Origin of the sequence: Streptomyces sp. NPDC049627, from assembly GCF_044465645.1 — a bacterium.
In the GTDB taxonomy this organism is placed as follows: domain Bacteria; phylum Actinomycetota; class Actinomycetes; order Streptomycetales; family Streptomycetaceae; genus Streptomyces.
On record NZ_JBITLW010000014.1, the window covers coordinates 218,814 to 241,408 of the forward strand.

General features: G+C 71.3%; 19 protein-coding genes. 9 read left to right on the top strand and 10 right to left on the bottom strand.

All coding sequences use genetic code 11. The annotated features are described in order from the left end of the window. The first annotated feature begins 107 nt into the window (after positions 1–107). The gene (locus ACIBU0_RS34310) at positions 108–1,580 is read left to right on the top strand and encodes an APC family permease (protein WP_398826494.1); all 1,473 of its coding nucleotides are present in this window, start codon (positions 108–110) and stop codon (positions 1,578–1,580) included. 11 nt (positions 1,581–1,591) lie between these two features. Then, positions 1,592–2,551 (top strand): hypothetical protein, encoded by a 960-nt coding sequence (locus ACIBU0_RS34315; protein WP_398826496.1) that lies wholly within the window; start codon positions 1,592–1,594, stop codon positions 2,549–2,551. A 32-nt stretch (positions 2,552–2,583) separates the two neighbouring features. Here the strand turns inward: ACIBU0_RS34315 and prcB are convergent, their stop codons facing one another. The 3 genes from prcB to ACIBU0_RS34330 all read right to left on the bottom strand — a co-directional run bounded on the left by prcB (position 2,584) and on the right by ACIBU0_RS34330 (position 6,033). Beyond that, positions 2,584–3,438, bottom strand: a complete 855-nt coding sequence (gene prcB, locus ACIBU0_RS34320; protein WP_398826498.1) for a proteasome subunit beta — start codon at positions 3,436–3,438, stop codon at positions 2,584–2,586. 74 nt (positions 3,439–3,512) lie between these two features. Further along, positions 3,513–4,463, bottom strand: a complete 951-nt coding sequence (locus tag ACIBU0_RS34325; RefSeq protein ID WP_398826500.1) for a lysylphosphatidylglycerol synthase domain-containing protein — start codon at positions 4,461–4,463, stop codon at positions 3,513–3,515. A gap of 73 nt (positions 4,464–4,536) precedes the next feature. Continuing rightward, a complete protein-coding gene (locus tag ACIBU0_RS34330; RefSeq protein ID WP_398826502.1) occupies positions 4,537–6,033 on the bottom strand; it encodes a hypothetical protein in 1,497 nt (498 codons plus the stop codon). Positions 6,034–6,249: 216 nt separating this feature from the next. On the opposite strand from ACIBU0_RS34330, the gene ACIBU0_RS34335 reads away from it, so the two are divergent. After that, positions 6,250–6,939, top strand: a complete 690-nt coding sequence (locus tag ACIBU0_RS34335) for a nucleoside/nucleotide kinase family protein (RefSeq protein ID WP_398826504.1) — start codon at positions 6,250–6,252, stop codon at positions 6,937–6,939. An 8-nt stretch (positions 6,940–6,947) separates the two neighbouring features. Here the strand turns inward: ACIBU0_RS34335 and ACIBU0_RS34340 are convergent, their stop codons facing one another. From ACIBU0_RS34340 to ACIBU0_RS34360, 5 genes are all read right to left on the bottom strand, one after another. Beyond that, positions 6,948–8,651, bottom strand: coding sequence for a hypothetical protein (locus ACIBU0_RS34340; RefSeq protein WP_398826507.1), 1,704 nt, complete (start codon positions 8,649–8,651; stop codon positions 6,948–6,950). A gap of 2 nt (positions 8,652–8,653) precedes the next feature. Next, positions 8,654–9,556 (bottom strand): carbohydrate ABC transporter permease, encoded by a 903-nt coding sequence (locus ACIBU0_RS34345; RefSeq protein ID WP_398826509.1) that lies wholly within the window; start codon positions 9,554–9,556, stop codon positions 8,654–8,656. After that, entirely contained in the window at positions 9,553–10,464 is a 912-nt protein-coding gene (locus tag ACIBU0_RS34350; RefSeq protein WP_398826511.1) for a carbohydrate ABC transporter permease, read from the bottom strand. The genes ACIBU0_RS34345 and ACIBU0_RS34350 overlap by 4 nt, the downstream gene beginning before the upstream one ends. Positions 10,465–10,583: 119 nt before the next feature. After that, positions 10,584–11,912: an extracellular solute-binding protein gene (locus ACIBU0_RS34355; RefSeq protein WP_398826513.1), complete on the bottom strand. Its 1,329-nt coding sequence runs from the start codon at positions 11,910–11,912 to the stop codon at positions 10,584–10,586. Positions 11,913–12,187: 275 nt separating this feature from the next. Continuing rightward, positions 12,188–13,309 carry an ROK family transcriptional regulator gene (locus tag ACIBU0_RS34360; RefSeq protein WP_398826515.1) on the bottom strand — a complete coding sequence of 374 codons (1,122 nt, stop codon included), beginning with the start codon at positions 13,307–13,309 and terminating at the stop codon, positions 12,188–12,190. A gap of 404 nt (positions 13,310–13,713) precedes the next feature. Here ACIBU0_RS34360 and ACIBU0_RS34365 point away from each other — a divergent pair, with 404 nt between their 5' ends. From ACIBU0_RS34365 to ACIBU0_RS34385, 5 genes are all read left to right on the top strand, one after another. Further along, positions 13,714–14,613: an N-acetylglucosamine kinase gene (locus ACIBU0_RS34365; protein WP_398826517.1), complete on the top strand. Its 900-nt coding sequence runs from the start codon at positions 13,714–13,716 to the stop codon at positions 14,611–14,613. A 192-nt stretch (positions 14,614–14,805) separates the two neighbouring features. After that, the gene (locus ACIBU0_RS34370) at positions 14,806–16,746 is read left to right on the top strand and encodes a phosphatase PAP2 family protein (RefSeq protein WP_398826519.1); all 1,941 of its coding nucleotides are present in this window, start codon (positions 14,806–14,808) and stop codon (positions 16,744–16,746) included. 267 nt (positions 16,747–17,013) lie between these two features. Further along, positions 17,014–18,612 (top strand): phospholipid carrier-dependent glycosyltransferase, encoded by a 1,599-nt coding sequence (locus tag ACIBU0_RS34375; protein WP_398826666.1) that lies wholly within the window; start codon positions 17,014–17,016, stop codon positions 18,610–18,612. Between the two features lie 81 nt (positions 18,613–18,693). Next, complete coding sequence (locus tag ACIBU0_RS34380; protein WP_398826521.1) at positions 18,694–19,617, top strand: MurR/RpiR family transcriptional regulator; 924 nt, start codon at positions 18,694–18,696, stop codon at positions 19,615–19,617. A 389-nt stretch (positions 19,618–20,006) separates the two neighbouring features. Beyond that, positions 20,007–20,381, top strand: a complete 375-nt coding sequence (locus ACIBU0_RS34385; RefSeq protein WP_398826523.1) for a hypothetical protein — start codon at positions 20,007–20,009, stop codon at positions 20,379–20,381. 32 nt (positions 20,382–20,413) lie between these two features. Here the strand turns inward: ACIBU0_RS34385 and ACIBU0_RS34390 are convergent, their stop codons facing one another. Beyond that, the gene (locus ACIBU0_RS34390; protein ID WP_398826525.1) at positions 20,414–21,211 is read right to left on the bottom strand and encodes a cellulose binding domain-containing protein; all 798 of its coding nucleotides are present in this window, start codon (positions 21,209–21,211) and stop codon (positions 20,414–20,416) included. A 264-nt stretch (positions 21,212–21,475) separates the two neighbouring features. Between ACIBU0_RS34390 and ACIBU0_RS34395 the strand changes: the two genes are divergently transcribed. Then, positions 21,476–21,541: a hypothetical protein gene (locus ACIBU0_RS34395; protein ID WP_398826668.1), complete on the top strand. Its 66-nt coding sequence runs from the start codon at positions 21,476–21,478 to the stop codon at positions 21,539–21,541. Positions 21,542–21,652: 111 nt separating this feature from the next. On the opposite strand, the gene ACIBU0_RS34400 is transcribed toward ACIBU0_RS34395, so the two are convergent. Next, a complete protein-coding gene (locus tag ACIBU0_RS34400; protein ID WP_398826527.1) occupies positions 21,653–22,492 on the bottom strand; it encodes a hypothetical protein in 840 nt (279 codons plus the stop codon). Positions 22,493–22,595: the final 103 nt, after the last annotated feature.

A 22,595-nucleotide genomic window follows, 5' to 3' on the forward strand; every position in this document is an offset into this window, starting at 1 on the left:
GCCATCCCCTCTCCGGCTCGTGGTGTCGTTCCACCCCCCACCCCCCACCCTTTACGCCGTCGGGGCCGGTCGGCCTCGCGTCGTGCAAGACGGAAAGCAGCGCATCGATGAGCAACAGCAGGGGCAGAGGTCTGCAGGCCAATGCCCTCGGTATGTTCGACACGGTGGTGATGGCGGTCGCGGGCAGCGCCCCGGCGTACTCGATCGCCGCGACCACGTCGGTCCTCGTCGGCGCAGTGGGCCTGGCCAGTCCGGCCACGCTGCTGTACTGCTCGATACCGATGCTGGGCATCGCGCTCGCCTTCAGCTATCTCAGCCGCATCGACGTGAACGCGGGCGCCAGTTACTCGTGGGTGGGGCGTACGCTGCACCCCTTTCTGGGGTTCATCAGCGGCTGGGCACTGGTGATCTCGGCGACCATCTTCATGGTGGCCGGTTCCCTGCCGGCCGGTTCGATGACGCTCGCCCTCTTCGACGAGGAACTCGCGGAGCACACCGGGCTGTCCACGCTGGTCGGCGCCGGCTGGTTCCTGATCATGCTGTTCGTGGTGCTGGGCGGCGCGCGCCTCACGGTCCGGGCGCAGCTCGTGATGTCCGGTGTCGAGCTGGCCATACTGGCCCTGTTCGCCGTCCTCGCCCTCTTCCACTCGGGCAGCGCCCGGGCGTTCGACTGGTCCTGGCTCGGCTTCGGGCACTTCGACGGGGTGACGGGGTTCGCCTCGGGGGCGCTGATCGCCGCGTTCTACTACTGGGGTTGGGACGTCACCAGCAACCTCAGTGAGGAGACCCGCAACAGCCGTCGTACGACGGGCCTCGCGGGCCTCATCGGTGTGGGCATCGTGTTCCTGCTGTTCGAGGCGTTCACCATCGCGGTGAACGTCATCCTGTCCTCGAAGCAGATCCAGGACAACGACGCCAACGTGCTGGCCGTGCTCGGTGAGGAGATCTGGCCGGGTTGGGGCGGCAAGTTGCTGGTCGTGGCGGTGATGCTGTCCACGATCGCCACCCTGGAGACCACGCTCATCCAGGTCACGCGCGCGCTGTTCGCGATGGGCCGGGACCGTACGATGCCGCCCGCGCTGGGCCGTGTGCACCGCCGCTGGAACACCCCATGGGTGGCGATCACGGTGGTCGGCGTGGTGGCGCTGGCGCTGTTCATCGCCTCCAACGCCCTCGGTACGGTCGGTGAGATCCTCTCCGACGCCATCTCGGCGATGGGCCTGCAGATCGCCGTCTACTACGGGCTGACAGGGCTCGCGGCGGTCGTCGCCTACCGCAGGATGCTGCTGAAGTCGGTGGCCAACCTCGTCCTCGGCGGTCTGTGGCCGCTGTTCGGGGCCCTGTTCATGTTCTGGATCTTCGTCGAGTCGCTGGGCGAGCTGAGCCGTTCGGTGATCGCGATCGGCATCGGCGGCCTCGCGGCCGGGCTGGTCCCGATGCTCTGGTACTGGCGGCAGGGCAGCGACTACTACCACCCGGCCAAGCTGGACGCCGCACGGACCGTCGAGGCGGACTACGTCCCGGCCGGGGCCGGCGGCACGAACTCCCTTGCCCATGAGGGTCTTCCCACCGACTTCTGAGGAAGGCCCCGATGGCGAAAGACCGCTTCGCTCCCGACTTCGACCCCGACTGCGGGGACGCGCCCCTCACCTGTGCCCGCCAGGACATCGTCATCGGCCGCTGGCAGGGCCTGCGGGAGCTGCTGCGGGCCACCGGTCCCGACTGGCTGGTCCGTGGCCACCGGGTCCGGCTGCTCGCGCAGGCCTGTGCGGGCAGTTCGACGGTGGAGTCGTGGCTGGCCGCCGAACCGCACAGCGCCGACGCGCTGGTGCTGCGGGCGGCCACGGAGACGACCCGGGCCTTCAACCTGGCCATCGCCGCGGGCCGGGGCGTGCCGATCGACAGCCGTCGCATCGACGCCGCGGTGCTGTCGTGCCTGAAGGCCGCCGACGCCTACCCGGACGACCCGACGCCGTGGATCTCGCTGATGTCCGTGGCCCGGCTGTATCCGTCGGGTGTACGGCGGCAGGAACTGGGCCGCTGGTGGGACGAGTTGCACCAGCGCGACCCGTACAGCGTGGAGGGGCATCTGCAGGTGCTGCACTACTACTCCTCGCGCTGGCACGGCACCCACGGCCTGATGTACGACTTCGCCCGCGACGCGGCCGGCGTCGCACCGCCCGGCTGTCCGCTGCCGGTGCTCGTGCAGTACGCGCGGGTCGAGGAGTTCCGCTACGCCCTCGACGCGGCCAGGGGCCGGCATGCCTCCATGGCACTGGGCCAGCACTGGAGTCACGACGGCGCCGTCAGCGACGTACGCCGCACCTGGGAGCGCTGGATCACCAACCGCACCTCCGACGAGGTGGCCCCCGGCGAGCTGCGCGACCTCAACTACCTGGCGCACGCGGCGTGCTACGCCGGGGCCCACGACATCGCCGCGTCCCTGCTGCGGATGCTGGGGCGCCGGGCGACGCGGGCGCCGTGGGCGTACACCGGCGATCCGGAGAAGCAGTTCGTCAGGTGGCGCAGGGAGGTGGGTCTGCGCGGGTGACCGGCTCACCGGCCGTGGGAAGGTCCGGGGTGTCAGGGCGCGGCGTTCGGGCCGTCCGGCCGACGGTGGCGCTGCTCGACCATCTCGCGGCTCAGTTCCTCCGTCTCCGACTCGGGCAGCCGCTCGAAGCCGCTTTCCGTGATCACCGAAACGGTGGGGAAGATCCGGCGGTTGATGTCCGGTCCGCCGGTCGCGGAGTCGTCGTCCGCCGCGTCGTACAGCGCGTGCAGCGCCGCCAGCGCCGCCTCGTGCCGCGACATGCCCGCGCGGAACAGCTTCTTCAGCGCGCCTCGGGCGTACGGCGATCCGGAGCCCTCGGCGTGGAAGTCGTACTTCTCGTACGGTCCGCCGGTGACCTCGAAGTCGAAGATGCGGCCTCGCGCACCCTCGGGCGCCCTGACGTCGTAACCGGCGAGGAGCGGTACGACGGCGAGGCCCTGCATGGCCTGGCCGAGGTTTTGCCGGATCATGCCGGCGAGCCGGGACGCCTTCGCCTTGAGGGTCATGGGGATGCCCTCGATCTTCTCGAAGTGCTTCAGCTCCACCTGGTAGAGCTTCACCATGTCCAGCGCGAGTCCGACGGTTCCGGCGAAGGCGACGGCGGTGTGGTCGTCCGCGGGGTGGACCTTCTCCAGGTCGCGCTGGGCGATGAGGTTGCCCATGGTGGCCCTGCGGTCGCCGGCGATCAGCACACCGTCGCGGTAGGTGAGGGCCAGCACCGTGGTGCCGTGCGGAATGCGGTCGGGTGCGGCGCGGACGCCGTCGGGCAACGGGCGGCGCATGGGCAGCAGGGCAGGGCGGTGTGCCGCCAGGAACTCGGTGAAGGACGAGGTTCCCGGAGTGAAGAACTCCTCCCCCAGCCGTCCCTCGTGCTCACTGTTCGCCATGGCACTCCCCTCCTGCGTCCGGCCGACAACCGGACTCCTACCTGAACGGGCCGACCGGGAAACGCCCTCGGAGCTCACAGCGCCCCGCGCCGGACGAGCACCGCCAGCACCACCAGCCCGGGAAGGAGGGGCAGCCACACCGTGAGCAGCCGATAGCCGAGCACCGCGGAGGCGGCCAGCGCGGCCGGGGCGCCGACGGCGGTGAGGGCGAGGGCGAGTGCCGCGTCCAGGGAGCCGATCCCGCCGGGCGTGGGCAGCAGGGCGGCCGCGGTGCCGGCGGCGAGGTAGAGCAGTGCCACCAGGGCGGGTGGGAGGGGCAGGGCGACCGCGCGGGTGACGGCGACGAGTACGCCGCAGTGCAGCGTGACGAAGGCCAGCGAGCCGCCCCACAGGGCCGCGGCCCTCGCGGGTCGCGCGTGCACGGCCGCGAGGTACGCCCGTATCGCCGCCAGGCCCTGTCGTCGCACGGCCGTCGTCCGCCCGAAAAGCCTGTCAGTGGCCGCCGGGCGGGCGGGACTTCGACGGCAGGGCCCAAGGGCCCGCCGGGACCGGAGCCACAGCGGTCCGGCCAGCAGGACGGCCGCGGCGCCGGTCACGAGGCACACGGCGCGGACGTGTCCCCCGCCGACGTGCGGGAGACGCAGCACTCCGGGGCGGGTCGCGACGAGTACGGCGATCAGGGTGCCGCGCACGACCGCGCCGGCCGTGCCCTTGACCGCGACTGCGGTGGCGGCGCCGGCGAGCGACGTGCCGGAGCGCATCAGGAAGCGCAGGTTCACCGCGCCCGAGCCCAGGCCGGCGGGCAGCACCTGGTTGGCGGCACAGGCGGCGAACTGCGCCGCCACGAGCCGCGCCGGGGGCAGCCGGCGGGGCACCGCGCCCTGCAGGGCGAGCGCCGAGCACGGCCACGTCACCAGGGTTGCCGCGGCGGCCACCAGAAGCCAGCCCCGGTCCGCGACGGACAGGCGGACCACGCCGGTGGCGAGCACCGGCCAGTGCCGCCGGGCCAGCCAGACCACCGCCACCAGGACGACGAGCGCCAGGGCGATGTGCCAGGGGCCCGTCTGCGCGGGGGCCCGGCGAGGACCTGCTCCGGCGTCATTCGGGTCCGCCTGCGCCCGGCGCCGGGGCGATGCGGACCTCCAGGCCGTCGAGGCGGTGCGGCTGCCAGTCGCGGGCGTACCGGGGCGGTGTGCCGCCGGGGGTGGTGAGGGCGCCGACCGGGATGTTGCGGGCGGTCCGCAGGATCCCGGCAAGCGTGGTGTTGGCGTTGTGGCCGCGGGTCGCGCCGGATGCGCAGCCGGTGTAGTAGGCGACGGGGATGGCCTCGTGCCCGGTGAGCAGACAGGGCGGACGTACGCCCAGGCGGTGCAGTTCGGCGGCCGAGCGGGCCCAGTCCTGTCGGCCTGCGGTGGTGCGGTCCACGGCACGGGCCAGGACGGCGTACTGCACGGCCAGATGTCCGGCCAGCCCGAACGCCAGCACGCCGGCGACCGCGGGCCGCCACCGGCCGTAGCGCGTCTTGGCCAGGTGACGCAGCGCGTCCGCGACCGGGACGGCGAGAAGGGCGTAGGCGGGCAGGAGGAAGCGGGGTGCCGCGTATCCGATCAGGAAGAGGTACGGGAAGGCGGCCGTCGCGGCGCAGAGCAGCGGGACCAGGGTGCGGGTGGTGCGCCCGGCGAGGATCGCGGCCCCCAGCGCGCAGGCGGCGAGCAGGGGCAGGGCGAACCACCAGGCGTAGACGACCGGGTGGGGCATCTCGCCGGTGCAGGGCCGGCACAGGGCCCGGCCGACCAGGCTGCGCATCTGGTCGTCGACGGCGAAGTTCCAGCCCAGGTCGCCCTGGATGCGGGAGGCCTCGTTCAGCCGCTCCCGCAGGCCGCCGTAGCTGATGAACGCCTCGATCACCCACTCGACGCCCCCGGCCACCAGGCCCGCCGCCAGGGCGGCCCCGAGCCGCCAGTGCCGTACCGCCACCGCGAGGACGAGCAGCGGCAGCGCGACCCATACGGCGTCGGTGGGCCGCATCCACGCCATCACCGCGGCACCGGCCAGGACACCCCACAGGGCCCGTCCGTCGAAGCGGTCCTCTCGGGCGCTCAGGAAGCAGCCGACGCAGACCAGGGCGCCGAACGCGACCCAGAGGTTGGGCATGGCCTGCGGGCCGTAGAAGAGGGTCACCCACAGGGTGACGAACAGGGCGCCGGCACCGGCCAGGACGCGGGCCGGGAACAGTCCGCGCCAGGCGCGCAGGGCCAGGTGCAGGGCCAGTCCGGACAGGACCGCGAGATAGACGCGCAGCAGTGTCGTGGACGACGACCAGGAGGCGACGGGCCACACCAGCAGGGAGACGCCACGCGCGCGTGGGGCGCTGAAGAAGGCGGCCGGGGTTTCGGTGCCGGCTTGGCTGACGTACACCACCTCGTCCCAGCCGAGGCCGATCGAGGGTCCCACGAGGAGGAGTTGGGCGAGGGTGAAGGCGCCTGCCACCGCCGCGAGCAGGCCGTCGCCGCGGGCCCTTCGCGACCTGCCGGACACGAGCGCCTCGTCGCGCCGTCCCCTGCCGACGAGCACGGGCTGCGTGCCGTAGGTCATCGTCCGCCCCTCACCCCTACGTGTCGTAGGGCTTCTCAGCCCCACGGCCCGGCGAGTGGGCGGCGGGGAACCGGGAAACACCGAAAACACGGACAAACTAGCGCGCAAGGGATGAGCGTGCAGCGCGGAGTTCGGCCAAGAGCCTGACGTGGCCGGCCGCCCGCTCCGGGTGGGCGCTGCCTCCTCCGCTCGTCGGCCGGGTGACAGACTCTGCGTGTGACCCTGACCTTCGAGAGCCTCCTCGCTCGGGCCCGGTCCCTCCCTCAAGGGGGCCGCCGCGCCGTCCTCGGCATCGCCGGCAGCCCCGGCGCGGGCAAGACCACGCTCGCCGAGCACCTGGTGCGGGAGCTCAACGGTGCCGGGGAGCCATGGGTCGCGCATGTGCCCATGGACGGCTTCCACCTCGCCGACGTCGAGCTGGACCGGCTCGGCCGCCGGGACCGCAAGGGCGCGCCGGACACCTTCGACGCGGCGGGGTACGCGGCGCTGCTGCGGCGCCTGCACGAGGAGGCCGGGGACACCGTGTACGCGCCCGGCTTCGAACGGGTGCTGGAGCAGCCGATCGCGGGCGCCGTGCCGGTGGAACCGACGGCCCGGCTGGTCGTGACCGAGGGCAACTACCTGCTGCTGGACACCGGCGCGTGGGCGCGGGTCCGGCCGCAGCTGGACGAGGTGTGGTTCTGCGAGCTCGACGAACCGGAGCGGCTGCGGCGGCTGGTCGCCCGGCACGAGCAGTTCGGCAAGACCCACGACCAGGCGGTGGCCTGGGTCCTGCGCTCCGACCAGCACAATGCGGAGCTCGTCGCCGCGACCCGGGCCAGGGCCGATCTGGTGGTGCCGGGCGCGGCACTGCCGGTCCCTGCGCAGCCCTCAGGGCCGGCTCCGGCTCTGCGTGAGCGCCGGTGAGGCGGAGTTCACCGGCGGGCGTGCAGTGCGACGGTCAGTGTGTGTGGCCCATGCCCACCGATGTAGACGCGGTTCCCGGCCGTGGCATCGGTGCCGCCCACCACCGTGTAGTCCTGCCCCGGGTCGTAGCGCAGTACGTCGCTCCGGTCCGGACCGGAGAGCGGTTCGCCCGCCTCGACGGTGACCTCGACCCGGATCTCGTCGTCGCCGACCCGGTAGGTCATCGGCCCGGTCGCCAGGCACCAGCGCCCGTCGCCGATCGGTACGGCGCCCTCCGGCACGCCGCCCGGCCGGAAGGTCAGTTCGAGGGCCCAGGGCACCCGTGGTCCGCTGATGTCGATCCGCAGGTCGGCGCCGTCCTCCCGCAGGTCCGCCTCGACGCGGGTGGTGTGGGAGACCTCGTCCCCAGGCCGGTCCGGGAAGGCCATCGCGGCCGAGAAGCGTCCCTCGTCCACCAGCCGGTAGACGCCGTCGTCCCGCCTCCGGTCCGGCGGGAGCGGCTGGTAGTAGGCGGCCGTGAGGGTTTCGGTGAGCCGGTACCGGTCGTCGGCGAGCTGTTGCATGCCGGCGGCGCGGAACGGGCCCAGGTCGAAGAACCCCCGCGAGAGACGGACGGCGTCGAGGACGGCGCCGCCGGCGAACAGGCGCAGGAAGGTGGGATTGCAGGCGAGACCCGAGCGGATCCGCCGGTGCTCGGGCACGTCGGAGCCGCCGTACACCACCGTGTGCGCGGTGGCCGAGGAGTGCGCGGCGAGGCGCGCGGTGGTGAGGTAGCGGTCGCGGGGCAGTGTCTCCGCGGCCGGGGCCGGTAGCTCGCGGCACAGGTCCGGGGTGAGGAGGGTCTCGGCGAGCAGGTCGGGGTCCTCGATGCCGCGGGCGGCCGCCAGCAGCGCCGCCCGGCTGAAGTCGCCCCGGCCGGTGCGGATCGCGAGCAGCCGGTAGTGCGGCAGATAGGGCGCCAGCGGGAACGGGTGGTGCTGGTCCTGCCGTCGCGAGAGGACGGTCTCCACCGTGCCGTCCGGCCTGATGAGGTCCAGGGTCGTGGCGAGATTGCGTTCGACGGCGTCCAGCAGGTCGGCGCGGCCGAGCACACCCGCCAGCAGCAGCAGCGAAGGGTTGGACACATGGGCCGCGTAGTTCGCGCTCCGTTCCGAGTACAGGCCCTCCGCGTCGATGTCGACGCCCTCGGAGAGCCACTCCTCGATGCGGTCGAGCAGCCGGTCGTCGGGGAACGACCGGTGCAGCCGGGCCAGCGCCGCGCACAGCTCCCAGCGGTGGTTCGGGGTGTGCACCCCACCGGTCAGGAGACCGGCGGTGGCGGCGCCGGCGATCTCGGCGAGCGCGGCCGTGACGTCGCCCAGTTCGGGCCCCCCGCCGGCGGCGAGGACATGCGCGTCGCACACGTCGTTGACGGTGAACGCGGAGTCCGGCGGTGACTGCACGTTGTCGCCGCCGGCGAAGAGACCGGTGCCGGTCTGCGCGGCCCGCAGGGCGCGCAGGTGGGTCAGCGCGGCGGCGACGGCCTGCCCGCTGCCGTGCAGTGCCGAGTCCGGGGAACGGTACGCCGCGACCAGAGTCTTCACCCGGCGTGCCAGAACGCGGTGGGTCACCTCGGCGAGGTCCTGGCCGGGGTCGGCTGCCAGCGGGGCGGCCAGCCGGTCGGCGGCGCGGGCCACCTCACGGACGAACTCGCGGTCGAGTGTGATCTGCAAGGTCAGTCCTTCAGTCCGGCGTTGATGTCGGCGCTCATGACGTAGCGCTGGAAGACCAGGAAGACGGCGATCAGCGGGATCATGGAGATGACCGACGCGCCGAGCAGGACCGACCAGTTGATGTTCTGCGCGCCGACGATGGACTGGATGCCGATCTGCACGGTGAACTTGTTGGGGTCGTTGAGCATCAGCAGCGGCCAGATGTAGTCGTTCCACCGCCACTGGAACGACAGGATGGCGAGGGTCAGCATGATGGGCCGGGAGAGCGGCACCATGATCCGCGCGAAGATCGCCAGTTCGCGGGCGCCGTCGATGCGTGCGGCTTCCACCAGTTCGTCGGGCACCGTCAGGAAGAACTGGCGGAACATGAAGCATCCGGTCGCGGTGAGCACGGCCGGGAGGATGATGCCGGCGAAGGAGTTGTAGAGGCCGAGGTTGCGGACCACCAGGAACTCCGGGGCGAGCATGACCTCGGACGGCAGCATCGTGGTGGCCAGGATGCAGAGGAAGAAGACCTTGAGCCACTTGTTGTCGTACTTGGCGAGCGCGTACCCGGTGCAGCAGCTGACACCCACCGTGAGGATCGTCGTGATCACGCACACGATGGCCGTGTTGATGAAGTACTGGGAGAAGTTGGCGCTGTCCCACGCTGCCTTGAAACCCGACAGGGTGGGGTTGTGCGGAACCAGCGTCAGCGGATAGGAGAACAGGTCGCTGGCCGGCTTGAAGGAGCTGAGGATGAACCACAGCACCGGCAGCCCGTACAGGCACGCGAGGACCCACAGAAGTGTCGTGGCGGGCACCGCCCGCCGGATCCCACCGCCGGCCGCCTTGCGGGGCCGCTTCTTGGAAACGGGCTGTTTGGCATCGGCGTCGAGCGGGCGGGGCATGTCTGTGGTTGTCATCGGTTCTCCACCCGCCGGTTGACGATCAGCTGGATGATCGCGACGGCCATCAGGATGAGCATGAGCACGAATGACGCGGCACTCGCGTAGCCGATCTGGCCCCGTTTGAAGCCGGTCTCATAGATGTACTGGACGAGCAGGTTGTTCGACGTTCCGGGTCCGCCGTTGTTGAGGGCGACGAACACCGGGTATTCCTTCATCGCGTTGATCGTGTTGAGCAGGATGACGATGAACGAGGTGGGCGCGATGCTGGGCAGCGTGATGCTGATGAACTGGCGCCACGGACCGGCGCCGTCGAGCGAGGCCGCCTCGTAGTACGACACCGGTACGTTCTTGATCGCCGCGATGAACAGCAGCATGGTGAAACCCGTCCACATCCAGGACGCCGCCATCACTACCACCAGCAGCGACAGGTCCGCGTTCGACTGCCACGGAACGGCGCTTCCGCCGAGCTTCTCGATGACGTAGTTGACCAGCCCGAAGTTCTCACCGAACAGCCACCGCCACAGGACGCCCACGACGATGGGCGACAGCAGCCACGGGATGAAGAAGATGACGCGAGCGACCGACGAGCCCTTGGCGTGTTTGTTCACCACCAGGTTGGCGGCGAGCAGCGAGAGCGCGAAGTTCAGCGGGACGAAGAGGACGGTGTACAGCAGCGTCCTGGTCAGCGCGTCGTAGAACGTGGAGTCCCCGAACAGGTTGTGGTAGTTGTCCAGTCCGACCCACTGGAACACCCCCACGCCCGTGTAGTTCGTGAAGGAGTAGACGAGCCCGATCACCGCAGGCCAGACGAAGAACAGCGCGAAGAGCACGACATTGGCCGCGATGAGGACGAGCGGCGCAAGGGTGTACTTACTGCGTCTCCTGGGCGGGCTCGTGGACACGTCCGAGGCGCGTTTGGTCATCTTCCTGACTCCGTGCTGGTGGAAGGGATTGCAGGTGGGCTCACACCACGAGCCCGGCGTCACGGGGGCCGGCCGGGGCCGGGCGGCGGTGTCTCGCCCCCGCCGCCCGGCCCGGCGGCCTACGATCCGCCGCCGACCTGCTGGTTGTAGCCGGCCACGATGTTCTCCAGGGCCTTGTCGGACGACTGCTGGCCGTTGATCGCCTTGCCGAGCTCCGTCTTGGTCGGGTCCTCGGTGAGGCTCTTGCCCTTCAGCACCCACTGCGTCTGCGCGCCGTTGAAGTAGCCGGAGATCGGGGCGTAGAGCGGGATCGACTCGTTGTACAGCTTGAACGCCGCCTGCGCCGCCTCGGAGGTGAAGGGGTACTTCGGGTTCAGACCGTTCTCGACCGGCAGGAATCCGGAGGCCTCGCACAGCGTGCGGTAGTGGTCGGGCTCGTAGATCCAGGACAGGAACTTCTCCGCGGCGGTGGCCGCTTCACCGTTGTTGTTGAAGCCGACCATCATGCCGCCGCTGTTGACGTCGCTGGCCTGCACCGGCTGGGCGGGGGTCGGGACGCTGGCCCAGTCGAACTTCTTGATGCTCTCGGAGAAGGCGGCGACCTGCCACACGCCGGACCAGTAGGCGACCACGTCACCGCTCTGGAACATGGCGGACGGGTCGGCGCCGCTGGTCCACACCGACTTCGGCATGATCTTGTTGTCGTTCCACCCGACGAAGGTGTTCACGGCCTTCCTGGTCGCCGCGTCCACCGAGAACTTGCCGGAGGAGTCCGCGTGGACGTACTTCCCGCCCATCTCGTACACCATCGCCCGGAGCCGGGACGGCGACTGGTCGAAGGTCAGGGAGTACTTGACGCCGGTCTTCTCGCGGACCTTGTTCGCCGCGGCGATGAAGTCGGTCCAGGTCCAGGTCTTCTGGGGCGAGGTCGGGAAGTCGACGCCGGCCTTCTTGAACAGCGTCTTGTTGATGAACAGGCCGGACGCGGTGATGTCCGAGGGGATGGCCAGCACCTTCCCGGACGAGTCCTTGGCGAGGAAGTTGGCGTTGATGTTGTAGCTCTTGTTGCCTGCGATGGACTTGAGGTCGATCAGCTTGTTCGACCAGATCGGGTCCAGCGCCGGCACGGCCGCCACGTCGGGCAGGGAGTTCGCCTGCGCGGCGTTGTGCAGCTTCGTCGTGTAGCCGTCGTAAGGGATGTTGACGAGCTTGACCGTGACGCCGGCTTCCTTCTTGTACTGCGCCACAAGCTTCTTCCAGCCCGCGTCCTGCCCCGGAACCGTGGAGATCCAGAAGGTCAGCGACTTGGAGTTGCCGCCCGAGCCGGAGTCCGACCCGCAGGCGGAGAGCAGAAGGGCACCTGCCGTGGCCACGGCAGCGAGGGGAACCACGCGGCGTATGCCGCCGCGGCCGAGTCGGCGGGAGCGCCGCACACCCACACTGGTCATTTTCGATCCCTTTTCGTCGTACTGGACGGAGCACGGCGCCAGCCGAGGCGGCACGGGTGCATTTTGCAGGAAACGTCGCTTTCCGGGGGCGCGGCCTCGCCCGGCCGCGTCGCCTTCACAGGTGGGATCCCCGGCCAAGAAGGGCCGTCGTCGCACAAGCTCGCCCTCGTGCGACTGCCGTACTTCGCGTACGGGCGGGATGCTCCACCCAAGCCGGCGTCCCGGCCGACTTAGAAAGCGCTTGTCCGGACATTGGCAGATCGAGTCGGAGGCCGTCAATCCTTCGCCCCCGCGGCCTCGGTCACGGTTTGGACTCCTCGGGAGACCGCGAGCCGGGCGGCGCCCACGACCGTGCCGAGGTCACCGACCGTGCTGCTGACGACTTCGGTGGGCCAGCTCAGCCGGGCGAGTTCCGCCCGCACACCGGGCAGTATCTGCGGGTCCGCGCCGGTGCTGCCGCCCAGCACGATCAGTCCGGGGTCGAGTACGGCGGTCACGGCGGCGGCGAGACGGCCGATGTCGGTGGCATGGCGGCCGATCACGGCGCGTGCCGCCGGCCGCCCCTCCCCGGCCAGGGCGAAGAGCTGCTCGGCGCTGCGCGGGCACGGCCCGTCCTCGTCCGCCCAGCCCTCGGCCGCCCGCCGCAGGAGGGAGCGGGCGCCGATGTACTCCTCCAGGGCCTCGTGGCGCGGCTCGCGGCCGTCGTCCCAGGGATAGGGCAGCCGGGCCAGCTCACCGGCGGCGCCGTTGGCTCCGCGCAGCACCTCACCGCCGACCACGATGCCGAGGCCGATACCGACGCCGATCCGCAGGTAGCCGAAGGTGCGCCGGCCGCGCGCGGCGCCCTCGTGCAGTTCGGCGAGCGCGGCGCAGTTGACGTTGTTCTCGAGGTGGACGGGAACGCCCGGCGGCAGGGCGACGGCCATGGCGTCGAAGACGGGGCCGGCCTTGGCCGTGGCGGGGCGCATCCGGGCACCCTCCTTCTCGCGTGCGGTGACGTCGCCGACGGCGACGACGACGGTGCGCAGCGGGGCGTCGGCGGGCAGCGCGTCCAGTGCCTCGCGCACCACGTCGGCGGCCTCCTCCCGGGTCCCGGTGGCCTGGGCGAGCAGGGTGCCGTCCAGGGCGCAGCCGCGCACCCGGGTCAGGGCGGGGCCGAGGTCCACGGCGAGCACGGCACCGGCGGCCGGCCCGAGACCGTAGACGGCGGCGGTACGGCCCGTGCCGCCGGAGGCGGTGCCGGAGTGGGCGGCCAGGCGGGCGTTCTCCAGCTCGGCGACGGCGGCGGACACGGTGGGCTTCGACAGGCCCGCCAGGCTCGCGAGCTGCGGCCGGGTCGCGCTGCCGGCCGCGGCCAGTACGGCGAACACCGCACGCGCGCTCTCGCTCAGGTCCATGCTCTCCCCAGGTGATGCTGCGGTGGCCGGACGGCGCCGGGGAGTCCGGCGAGGCTCCCACGCCGCCCGGCACGCGGTCTCGCCGCACCGGCCGACACGGGAACGCCCCCGGGACTTCCCCTGCGCCGCCAGGGCCGCCAAAGGTCGTTCGGCATCGGGTTTCCGCGCCTCTTGACGCGCACCCTACTTCGTTAGTTAACTTCCTAACGAACTGCACGGTACTCGCCTGCCGTGTTCCGCACGAGGCCCGTCCCGGGGCTTCCCGATCTTTTACGCCCGCTTTCCCGAGCGAAGTCCGCGGCGGTTCCCGCAGCGCCCCGAAGGGGTGTGCGGGGCTGCGCCGGCGGAGCGCTCGGCACGGTTCGCCCGCCGTCATCGCGCTGCGCAACGACGAAAGAGGAACCGTGCAGGAAACCACGCCACTCGTGGTTGGTATCGACGTGGGCGGCACCAAGACGCATCTCCGGGCCTGTGCCGGGGACGCCCTGGTCGCCGATCACGTCCGGACGAGCAGCGGCTGGCGGCCGCACGACCCCGTGGCCGCCGCCGGCTGGCTGGCCGCGCTGGTCGCCGACGCCCTGCCCACGGGTGCCCGCCCGTCCGCGCTGGCGCTGGGCGGACACGCCTGCGAGACGCCTCGCCAGTGCACCCAGATCCGTACCGCGCTGCAACTCCACTTCGACGCGCCCGCGCTGGTCGTGGGCGATGCCGAACTCCTCGTACCCACCGCCGGGTTGGACAAGGGCGTCGGCCTCGTGGCCGGCACCGGTTCCGTCGCGGTGGGGCGGCTGGCCGACGGCACCCCCGTGCAGGTCGGCGGCTGGGGCGCGGTGCTCGGCGACGAGGGCGGCGCGGCCGGTCTCGTCCGCGAGGCCGCGCGGGCCGTCTGGGCGGCCCACGACTGCGGGGAGGAGCCCGACGCCCTGGCGCTCGGGCTCCTCGACGCGTTCGGGGTCGCCGAAGTGCCCGCGCTCGGCGCGGCGTTGGAGAGCGCCAAGGACATCTCCGCGGAGTGGGGCCGGCACGCGCCCGTGGTCTTCGCGGCCGCCGAGACCGGCTCACCCCTCGCGCGTGCGGTGATCGACGAGGGCGGCCGTGCGCTGGCCGCACTCGTGGCACTGCTCGCCGCACGCGGGGTCGCGGTGGACGACGTCGTCGTCGCGGGCAGCACCGTCCTCGCCCAGCCGCTCCTCTACGACGCCTTCACGTCCGCGCTCGCCGACCGTGTGCCGGGGGCCCGGCCGCAGCCGCTCGCGCGGCCGCCGGTCGAGGGGGCGGTGGCGCTCGCTCGTTCACTCCTGTGACATCCGCCGGACGCCGGGCCATCCCGGCTCCGACACAACCCGCCCGTAGATCTTCGCTCGTACGACTCGACCACTTCCTGTGCCACGGACGGCTCTCTCTTCGCCTCGAATGCGCACTTCGGTCGAGTCGGTCCACTCGATCCATTCGATCTCCCCGGCCGTACGGCCGAAGAACTCCAGAGAGGCAGACGCATGCCGTCATCAGCCGGGCACCGCTCCCCCGCGTCGGTCCGTGAACGCGCCGTTGACCGAAGGGGTTTCCTCAAGACGTCCCTGGGCGCCTCGGCCGGTGTGCTGGCCGCACCCACCTTCGCCGGCTGGCTGGCAGCCGCGGACGCGAAGGCCGCCACCCCGGGTGCTCTTCCGTTCGTCGACGACTACAAGACCAACGTCGTGGCGAACCAGACGCCCGAGACCAACGCCGTCATCCGGATCCTGGGCGGCTTCGCGAAGGTGTGGAAGACCGGCGGCGCCTGGAACACCGGCACGCCGCTGATGCCCGAGGTGCTGCGCGCCAACATGCGCTACTGCGCCCGGATCACCGCCGCGCGCACGGACGCCCAGGCGAAGGAATCGTTCATCGTCGACCGCCAGCACCAGAGCTACTCGGTGATCGCCGGCCTCGGTCCGCTCGCCGACCTGTACAAGTCGGGTGCCAAGGCGGTCACTTCGATCACCGCCGCGCCGGACGGCACCCCCGCCGGGAAGATCAGCGACGCCGTGCCCGCGGACGCCCCGGCCGGGTCGGCGATCGGCGCCGGTTCGTACGACTCGGAGCTCGGCAGGGTGGCCAGGCTGGTCGACACCGTGCGCGGTCCGTTCGCCTCCGGCAACCCGGCGAAGTTCGCCTTCCAGTACCCGCGTCCGTGGCGCATGAACGAGGACAGCGAGGTCGTCGACACCGGCAGGAAGGACGCGCTCGGCTTCCCGGTCTACGAGTCGGAGGTGGTCGTCGCTCCGCAGCTGCTGCGCCAGCGCGGCGAGACCGCGGCCGACGACGGCGGCTTCCCCAGCGGGCACACCAACGCCCTGCACCTGGCGGCCCTGGCGTACGCCTACGCCGTGCCGGAGCGTTTCCAGGAGCTGGTGACCCGCGCCTTCGAGCTCAGCCACACCCGCATCGTGGCGGGCATGCACTCCACGGTCGACGTCCTCGGCGGCCGCATCATGGCCACCGCCCTGGCCGCCGCTGCCCTGGCCGATCCGGCCAACGCCGACCTCAAGGCGGCGGCCCGCGCCCAGGCCCTGGCGTACTTCACCCAGCGGACCGGCACGACGGCCGACACCCTGTACGCGTACGCCCACTCGACCGGCACCGACAGCGACCCGTACGCCGACCGGGGTGCCAACGCCCGCACGGTCGAGCCCAAGCTGACGTATGTGCTGACCCGCCACGGCCGCGACGAGCCGCTCGCCGTGCCGAAGGGCGCCGAGGTGCTGCTGGAGACGCGCCAGCCGTATCTGGACGCGGCCCAGCGCCGCGAGGTGCTGCGGACGACCGCGCTGCCCGCCGGGTACGTGCTGCTGGACGGCTTCGAGCAGTGGGGGCGGCTCAACCTGTTCGCCGCCGCCGACGGCTACGGCGCCTTCGACGCCGATGTGACCGTCACGCTGGACGCGGCGGCCGGGGGCTTCGGCGCGGCCGACACCTGGCGCAACGACATTCGCGGCGAGGGCGGTCTGACCAAGCGCGGCACCGGGACGCTCACGCTGACGGGGCACAACCGCTACCACGGCGGCACGGTGGTCCAGGACGGCGTGCTGGTCGCCGGGTCGGCGTGCGCTCTCGGGCAGGGCGATGTGCGGGTCGTCGGCGGCACGCTGCGCGCCGACCAGGTTGTGCGGGTGCGCGGTTCATTCGTCCAGGAGGGCGACACGACCCTGGAGCTGCTGCTGCGCAAGCACCACGGTCCGGCGCTCGAGGTGTCCCGCCGGGTGGTGCTGGGCCGGGGCAGCGTGCTGTCGCTGCGGCTCGACGCCGAGCGCCCGCCGGTCGCGGGGACCACGGTTCCCGTCATCGAGGCGTCGCAGCTGTGTGGTCAGTTCCACCGGGTGGAGCTGAACTCCGACACGCTGCGGGCCGTACCCGTCTACACGACGGAAGGTCTGTCGGTACGACTCCTCAAGCGGTAACGGCGTCCCCGGCGGGTGGTGAGGCAGAGTGGGCCCATGCGCCGGCTCTCCCTCACCACCCGCCGCCGTGGGGCCGACGGCGCCGCGGAGCGGATGATGGCGCTCGAACAGCACTCGGCCCCGGCCCCTGAGGCGTTCCCTCAGAAGCCTGACGCATCCGGCGCGCCCGTCACGCCCGGAACACCCGACACGCCTGGCGGTCTCCCCTGGCGGCGGTCCGCCCGCCGCCTGCTCGTGCCGCTCCTCGTGGCCGTGCTGCTCGGACAGATGGCTGTCGCGATGGTGACGACGGCCGTGCAGCAGACCCCGACGATCGACGAACCCGTGTACGTGGGCACGGCGGCCGAGTATCTGAGTGAGCACCGCCTGCGTCACAACCCGGAGCATCCGCCGCTAGGAAAGCTGGCCATCGGCGTCGGAGTGGCCCTGGCCGATCCGCACGTCGATCCCTCGTTCAGCGGCGATCAGGGCGAGCTGGGGCGGCATCTGCTGTACGAGTCCGGGAACGATCCGTGGCGGCTGATGCTGTTCGCCCGACTGCCCGTGATCGTTTTGACGCTTCTGTTCGGACTGATCGTTTTCAGTTTCGCCCGTGAAGTGGCCGGCGCGGCGGGCGGTTTGGCGGCGCTGGGCCTGTACGCCTTCTCCCCCGACGTGATCGCGCACGGCTCGCTGGCCACACTGGACGTGCCGGCGGCCGGATTCCTGCTGACGTCGGTCTGGCTGTTGTGGCGGGCCCGCCGCCGGCCGCGCTGGTATGTGCCGCTCGCCGGGGTGGCGCTGGGTGCGGCCCTGGCCACGAAGATGAGCGCGCTGTCGGCGGTCCCGGTACTGATGGCACTCGCGGGTGTGTCCGTGTGGTGCGCAAGGCCGTCCGACGGAACCCGGCGTGGGGCATTCGTGCGTCGTGGGGCATTCATGCGGGGGCCATTCGTTCGCGGGCCGTTCGTGCGCGCGGTTGCGGGCGCCGTTGTCGTGGCGCTGGCCGCGATCGCGGTCGTATGGCTCTCGTACCTGGTGGTGGATCCGCGGTTGCGCTGGACGCCAGAGCAGTCGGTGCCCGTCGTGCACGGGCTGCGGGGAACGGCCGTGGATCTGCTGCCGTTCCCGGAGGCGTACCGGGACGGGATGCGGATCCAGTTCGGCTTCGAGAACTACCCGTGGCAGGGCTTTCTCTTCGGCCGTCTCTACACCGGCTCGCTCTGGTACTACCTGCCGGCCGCGCTGCTGGTGAAGACGCCGCTCGGCATGCTGGCCCTGTGGGCGGCGGGTGCCGTCTCGCTGCTCGCCGTACGGCGGCTGCGGCCGGTGGCGCCGTATCTGCTGGTGCCCACCGGGGTGTTGCTGGCGTCGGCCATGCTCGGGTCGCGGGACTTCGGCACGCGGTACGCCGTCTTCGTGCCGATGTTCCTGGCGGTGGCGGCTGGTTGCGCGGTCGCCGGGCGGTGGCGCTGGTCGCGGGTCGTGGTGGGCGTGCTGGCGCTGTTCGTCGCGGTCAGTTCGCTGCGCACGTACCCCTATTACCTGCCGTACTCCAACGAGGCGTTCGGCGGTCCGGACAAGACGCATCTGCGGTTGCACGACTCCAACGTGGACTGGGGTCAGGACCTCGGCCGGCTGGCCGACCGGCTGCGCGAGCGGTATCGGGGCGAGCGGGTGTGGCTCGTGTACAAGGGCAGTGGGGTGCCGTCCGCTTACGGCATCCGCGCCGCAGATCCACGCAAGGTGCCGGTCGACGAAGTGCGGGGGCTGCTGGTCGTGTCCGACTCTTCCGTGGCCAAGGCGACCGGGCCGTTGGCCGAATTGATCGAGACCAGTCGTTCGATCGATACGGTCGGCCATTCGATCATGATCTATCGCCGCTGAGCGTTGCCGCTCGGAGCAACCTCGTTCGCCACAGTGTGTGAGCTATGTTGAAGCACTGTGGGAGACAAAGGAGGCGCACCGGTGTCATCGCCCCAGCAGGCACGTGCGCAGGCATCCGCGATCACCTCGGGCAAGACGGCTCCGGAGGCCGAGGCATCCCCGACTTCCCAGCTCAGGGAGCTCTTCGACCAGCCGAGGCTGTCGCCTGGGCAGCGGCGCATCGCCCAGTACCTGATCGAGCACATCACGGAGGCCGCGTTCCTTTCGATCACCGATCTGGCGGAGCGGGTCGGCGTGAGCCAGCCGTCGGTGACGCGGTTCGCCGCGGCGGTCGGTTTCAGTGGTTACCCCGCGCTACGGGAGAAGCTCCAGTCGATCGCCCTGGGCACCCTCGCCGGAGGGCCGGCGGCGGCCGAGGAGAACGGCGCCAACGAGCTGCAGGCCGCGGTGGACGCCGAGCTGGAGAACCTGGAGAACCTGCGGCGCGACTTCGCCGACCCCGACCAGGTGATCGACATCGGCCGCAAACTGTCGCAGTCGACCCCGCTGACCATCCTGGGGCTGCGCATCTCGGCGTCGCTCGCCGAGTACTTCGCCTACGCGGCGCGCCGTATCCACCCGGACGTGCGGCTGGTGACCCGGGGCGGCAGCGTCGCCTACGACGCGCTGCTGCAGTCGCGCGAGGCCGGCGGCACCTGGGTGCTGGCGTTCTCCATGCCGCGGCACGCCCAGGAGACGCTCACGGCCGTACGGGTCGCGCGCAGCGCCGGGCTGCGGGTCGCCCTGGTCACCGACCTGGCGCTCGGGCCGGTGGCCGACACCGCCGACGTCGTCTTCGCCACCGGCACCGGCTCACGGCTGGTCTTCGACTCCTACGCCGCGCCCGGCGTGATGGCGGCCGCGCTGCTGCAGGCCATGACCGACGCCGACCCGGAGCGGACACAGGCGCGGCTGGAGGAGTACGAGCAGATCTCCGACCAGCACCAGTTCTTCCTCCGGGACTGACCCCTCCGCAGCGGCCGCCTCACGGCCGTAATCCGCCCCGTCAAAGCAGGCCACAGGGGCATCATTCACATCAAATCACGCATGAATGTTTTCATGCTTCTTGCAAAGCGGACGGCATATATAAATACTTCACACCGCACCACCCGCCCGCAGAAAGCAGCCGGTCCGTTCATGTGCACGTCACCCCATCCGCCGTGCGAACACCGTCTGTCTTCCCGGGCTCCTTCGCGAACACCCGTAGCCGCCGTCTCCTACCCGCGTCGGCGCTCGGGCTGTTCGGTCGGGCATCGCATGCGCGAGCGCCCGTGGCGGCGGCCCCGGTCATCCCCTAGGCCGGGGCCGCCCCGACCCCGTCGGACACCCCGAACGACGCCGCACACCCGGAAGCGATGACCATGCAACTGACGACCACGCGCATCAGCCCGGACTGGCCGTGCCAGGTCAAGACCCCCGGTTCCTACGACTGGGAACGCTCCGCGGCCAAGTGGCTGCGTGACCTGGTGCCGGCCCGCTACGCCAGCTACCCCGCGCTGATCCGCCACCCCGTCCTGCTGGCGCGCCACGCCCAGATCCAGGTCCAGAACGAGATCCGGGTCGCGCGCACCGCGCTGCAGACCGCGCGGGCCGACCTGCCGTCGCTCGGCATGCCCGAGTCGGTCATCGAGCACACCATCAAGCTGTACGCGGCGGAGGTCATGCAACTGCAGCACATCGCCCGCAGCGTGCGCGCGGTGTCCCAGGCGCTGGTCGACCACGGGCGCTGATCCCGCCGCGCCCGAGTCGCCGTCAGGACGCTTCAGTCATCGCCAGGGCCCTCGGCCGTAGCCGCACAGGTGACCGTCGCCGCCGGGTCGCCGGCCGCCGAAGTGTCGGCGAGGAAGCCGAACTTGACGCTCGCGCCGGGCTCCAGTCTGCCGTTCCACGACGCGTTGGCGACGGTGGCCCGGCCGTCCGCGGACCTGGTGAGGGTGCCGTCCCACACTTGGGTGAGGCGGGCACCGTGGGACGGTACGACCGTCGCGGTCCAGCCGGAGACGGCGGAGGCGGGCGCGTTCGTCACCGTCACCTCGCCCTGGTAACCGCCCTGCCAGGAGGAGACGGTCCGGAAGGACGCGGTACAGGCGGCAGGGCCGCCCGGACCATCCCGATCACCGGAACCGGGGGCGTCCGAGGCGGTCGGTGCGGGCTCGGCCGGTGCGGAGGAGGCCGCGGAGGGAGCCGGTGTCCGGGCCTCGGCATCGTCACCGCGTCCGGGGAGCAGCAGAGCCCCGCCGAAGCCGATGACCGCGGCCGCCGTCACGGCGACCACGACGGCGGTGCGGCGAAATCCGGGGCCGGACGCGGTCGTCCCGGCTCGGACGCCGCCGCCACGTGACGGGCTCTTGCCGTCCTCGGCGAAGGGCGGCAGTTCCTGCGTCGCATCCTCGGTGCCGGGCAGGGTTGCGGGCAGGGCCACGCTCTCGTAGCCGCCCTTGTTCTCCTCCCACTCCTTGAACAGTTCCGCCAGGGCGTCGGTGCGGCGGGGGCGCAGCACGCGGATCGGTTCCAGGGCCGGGCCATCGTCGGGCTGCGCAGGATCGGGCCGTGTGGGCACACCGCTCTCCTTCCGTCCCGTCTGCACGGGCTTCGCCATTCCCCCGAGGAGTCATACGGGGATGCCGTCCGGCCGGTTCAGCGGAAGGCGTGGGGGCCGGGGCGACCCTGCTTCAGCAAACGATCCATACGATCACTTCGATACCTCCTATTGAGCGTTTGAGGGTCACCCTGCCAGGAAGCGCCGTCATGACGACTCGTTGGTCACGTCACGGCTTTCTGACCGTGGCTCACCGTGCTCGCCAACGCCAACGACCAGCAAGGCGTGGCCGTTCCCTCGCTCGGCTTCACCGGGGTCAATTTCTGGTGCTCTCCAAGCCGTCCACCGTGACCGCGGCAACGACGGGCTCCACGCTGAAGCTCGCCTTCGGGGACCTGAGCCCCACCAAGGGCGTCACGCAGAGGATCACCGTCCGGCTGGGGTGAGCGCGCGCGGTCTCGGTCAGGCCTCCGTGGCGAGGAAACGGTGCAGGGACGCCTTCATCGCGGCGACGAAGGCGTCCCGTCGCGTGTCGTCCACAGCGTCCAGCGACAGATAGGGGTTGAGGTCCTCCAGCTCCACCAGCAGGAGCTCGCCCCCAGGCGCACGGCAGGCGTCCACGCGCTGGATGCCGTGGCCCATGCCGTTCCACTCGATGAAGCGCCGGGCGAACTCCAGGTCGCCGTCGGCGGGTTCGTACGGCTCCAGCTGCCAGCGGCGGTCGGGGTGCGGCGCGTACAGGGCGTACTGGAAGTCGTGGTCGACGAAGTAGAAGGAGACCTCGTAGGCGAAATCGACATAAGGCTGGACGAGGACCGCCCCGTCGACCGACGCGCGCAGGTCCGCCGCGGACACGATCCGCAGCCCTATGGAGTCGGCGCCCAGTTTGGGCTTGACGACGTACCGGTCGGCCTCGGGCAGGAGGCGCAGTTCCTCGACGCGGTCCACCGTGGGGATGACCGGATACCCGGCGACGGTCAGGTCGAGCAGGTACTGCTTGCCCGCCATGTCCGCCTTGCCGGAGAGCGGGTTGTACACGCGCACTCCGCCGGCGGCGGCGGCGGCGCGTCGGCGGAAGGCGTCGTACGCGTCCTGGTAGGTCAGCACCGGACCGCTGTTGCGGACGACGACCGCGTCGAAGGCGTCCATGAGCGCGGCCGCGTGCCGGGGATGGCACAGGGCGAGGTCGAAGTCGTCCCGCAGGCGGGAGGTGAGGAAGATGTCCTCGTCGCAGTAGCGGCGTCCGCGTGCCTGGTAGGCGAGGTCGGTGACGTACAGGATGCGGTGTCGGGCGGGTGGCATGCGGGACTCCTCGACTGCGGCGGCAGCCGGATCGTATGCAGACCGGCACTCACCGAACAAATGTCGGATCCGCCGGGGTCACCGTCCCACCAACTCTTCGGCG

Bases quoted from the DNA above. Each gene is read 5' to 3' on its own strand.
- ACIBU0_RS34310 (WP_398826494.1), top strand. From the start codon at position 108: ATGAGCAACAGCAGGGGCAGAGGTCTGCAGGCCAATGCCCTCGGTATG.
- ACIBU0_RS34315 (WP_398826496.1), top strand. From the start codon at position 1,592: ATGGCGAAAGACCGCTTCGCTCCCGACTTCGACCCCGACTGCGGGGAC.
- prcB (WP_398826498.1), bottom strand. From the start codon at position 3,438: ATGGCGAACAGTGAGCACGAGGGACGGCTGGGGGAGGAGTTCTTCACT.
- ACIBU0_RS34330 (WP_398826502.1), bottom strand. From the start codon at position 6,033: ATGACCTACGGCACGCAGCCCGTGCTCGTCGGCAGGGGACGGCGCGAC.
- ACIBU0_RS34345 (WP_398826509.1), bottom strand. From the start codon at position 9,556: ATGACAACCACAGACATGCCCCGCCCGCTCGACGCCGATGCCAAACAG.
- ACIBU0_RS34350 (WP_398826511.1), bottom strand. From the start codon at position 10,464: ATGACCAAACGCGCCTCGGACGTGTCCACGAGCCCGCCCAGGAGACGC.
- ACIBU0_RS34355 (WP_398826513.1), bottom strand. From the start codon at position 11,912: ATGACCAGTGTGGGTGTGCGGCGCTCCCGCCGACTCGGCCGCGGCGGC.
- ACIBU0_RS34360 (WP_398826515.1), bottom strand. From the start codon at position 13,309: ATGGACCTGAGCGAGAGCGCGCGTGCGGTGTTCGCCGTACTGGCCGCG.
- ACIBU0_RS34370 (WP_398826519.1), top strand. From the start codon at position 14,806: ATGCCGTCATCAGCCGGGCACCGCTCCCCCGCGTCGGTCCGTGAACGC.
- ACIBU0_RS34375 (WP_398826666.1), top strand. From the start codon at position 17,014: ATGGCTGTCGCGATGGTGACGACGGCCGTGCAGCAGACCCCGACGATC.
- ACIBU0_RS34385 (WP_398826523.1), top strand. From the start codon at position 20,007: ATGACCATGCAACTGACGACCACGCGCATCAGCCCGGACTGGCCGTGC.
- ACIBU0_RS34400 (WP_398826527.1), bottom strand. From the start codon at position 22,492: ATGCCACCCGCCCGACACCGCATCCTGTACGTCACCGACCTCGCCTAC.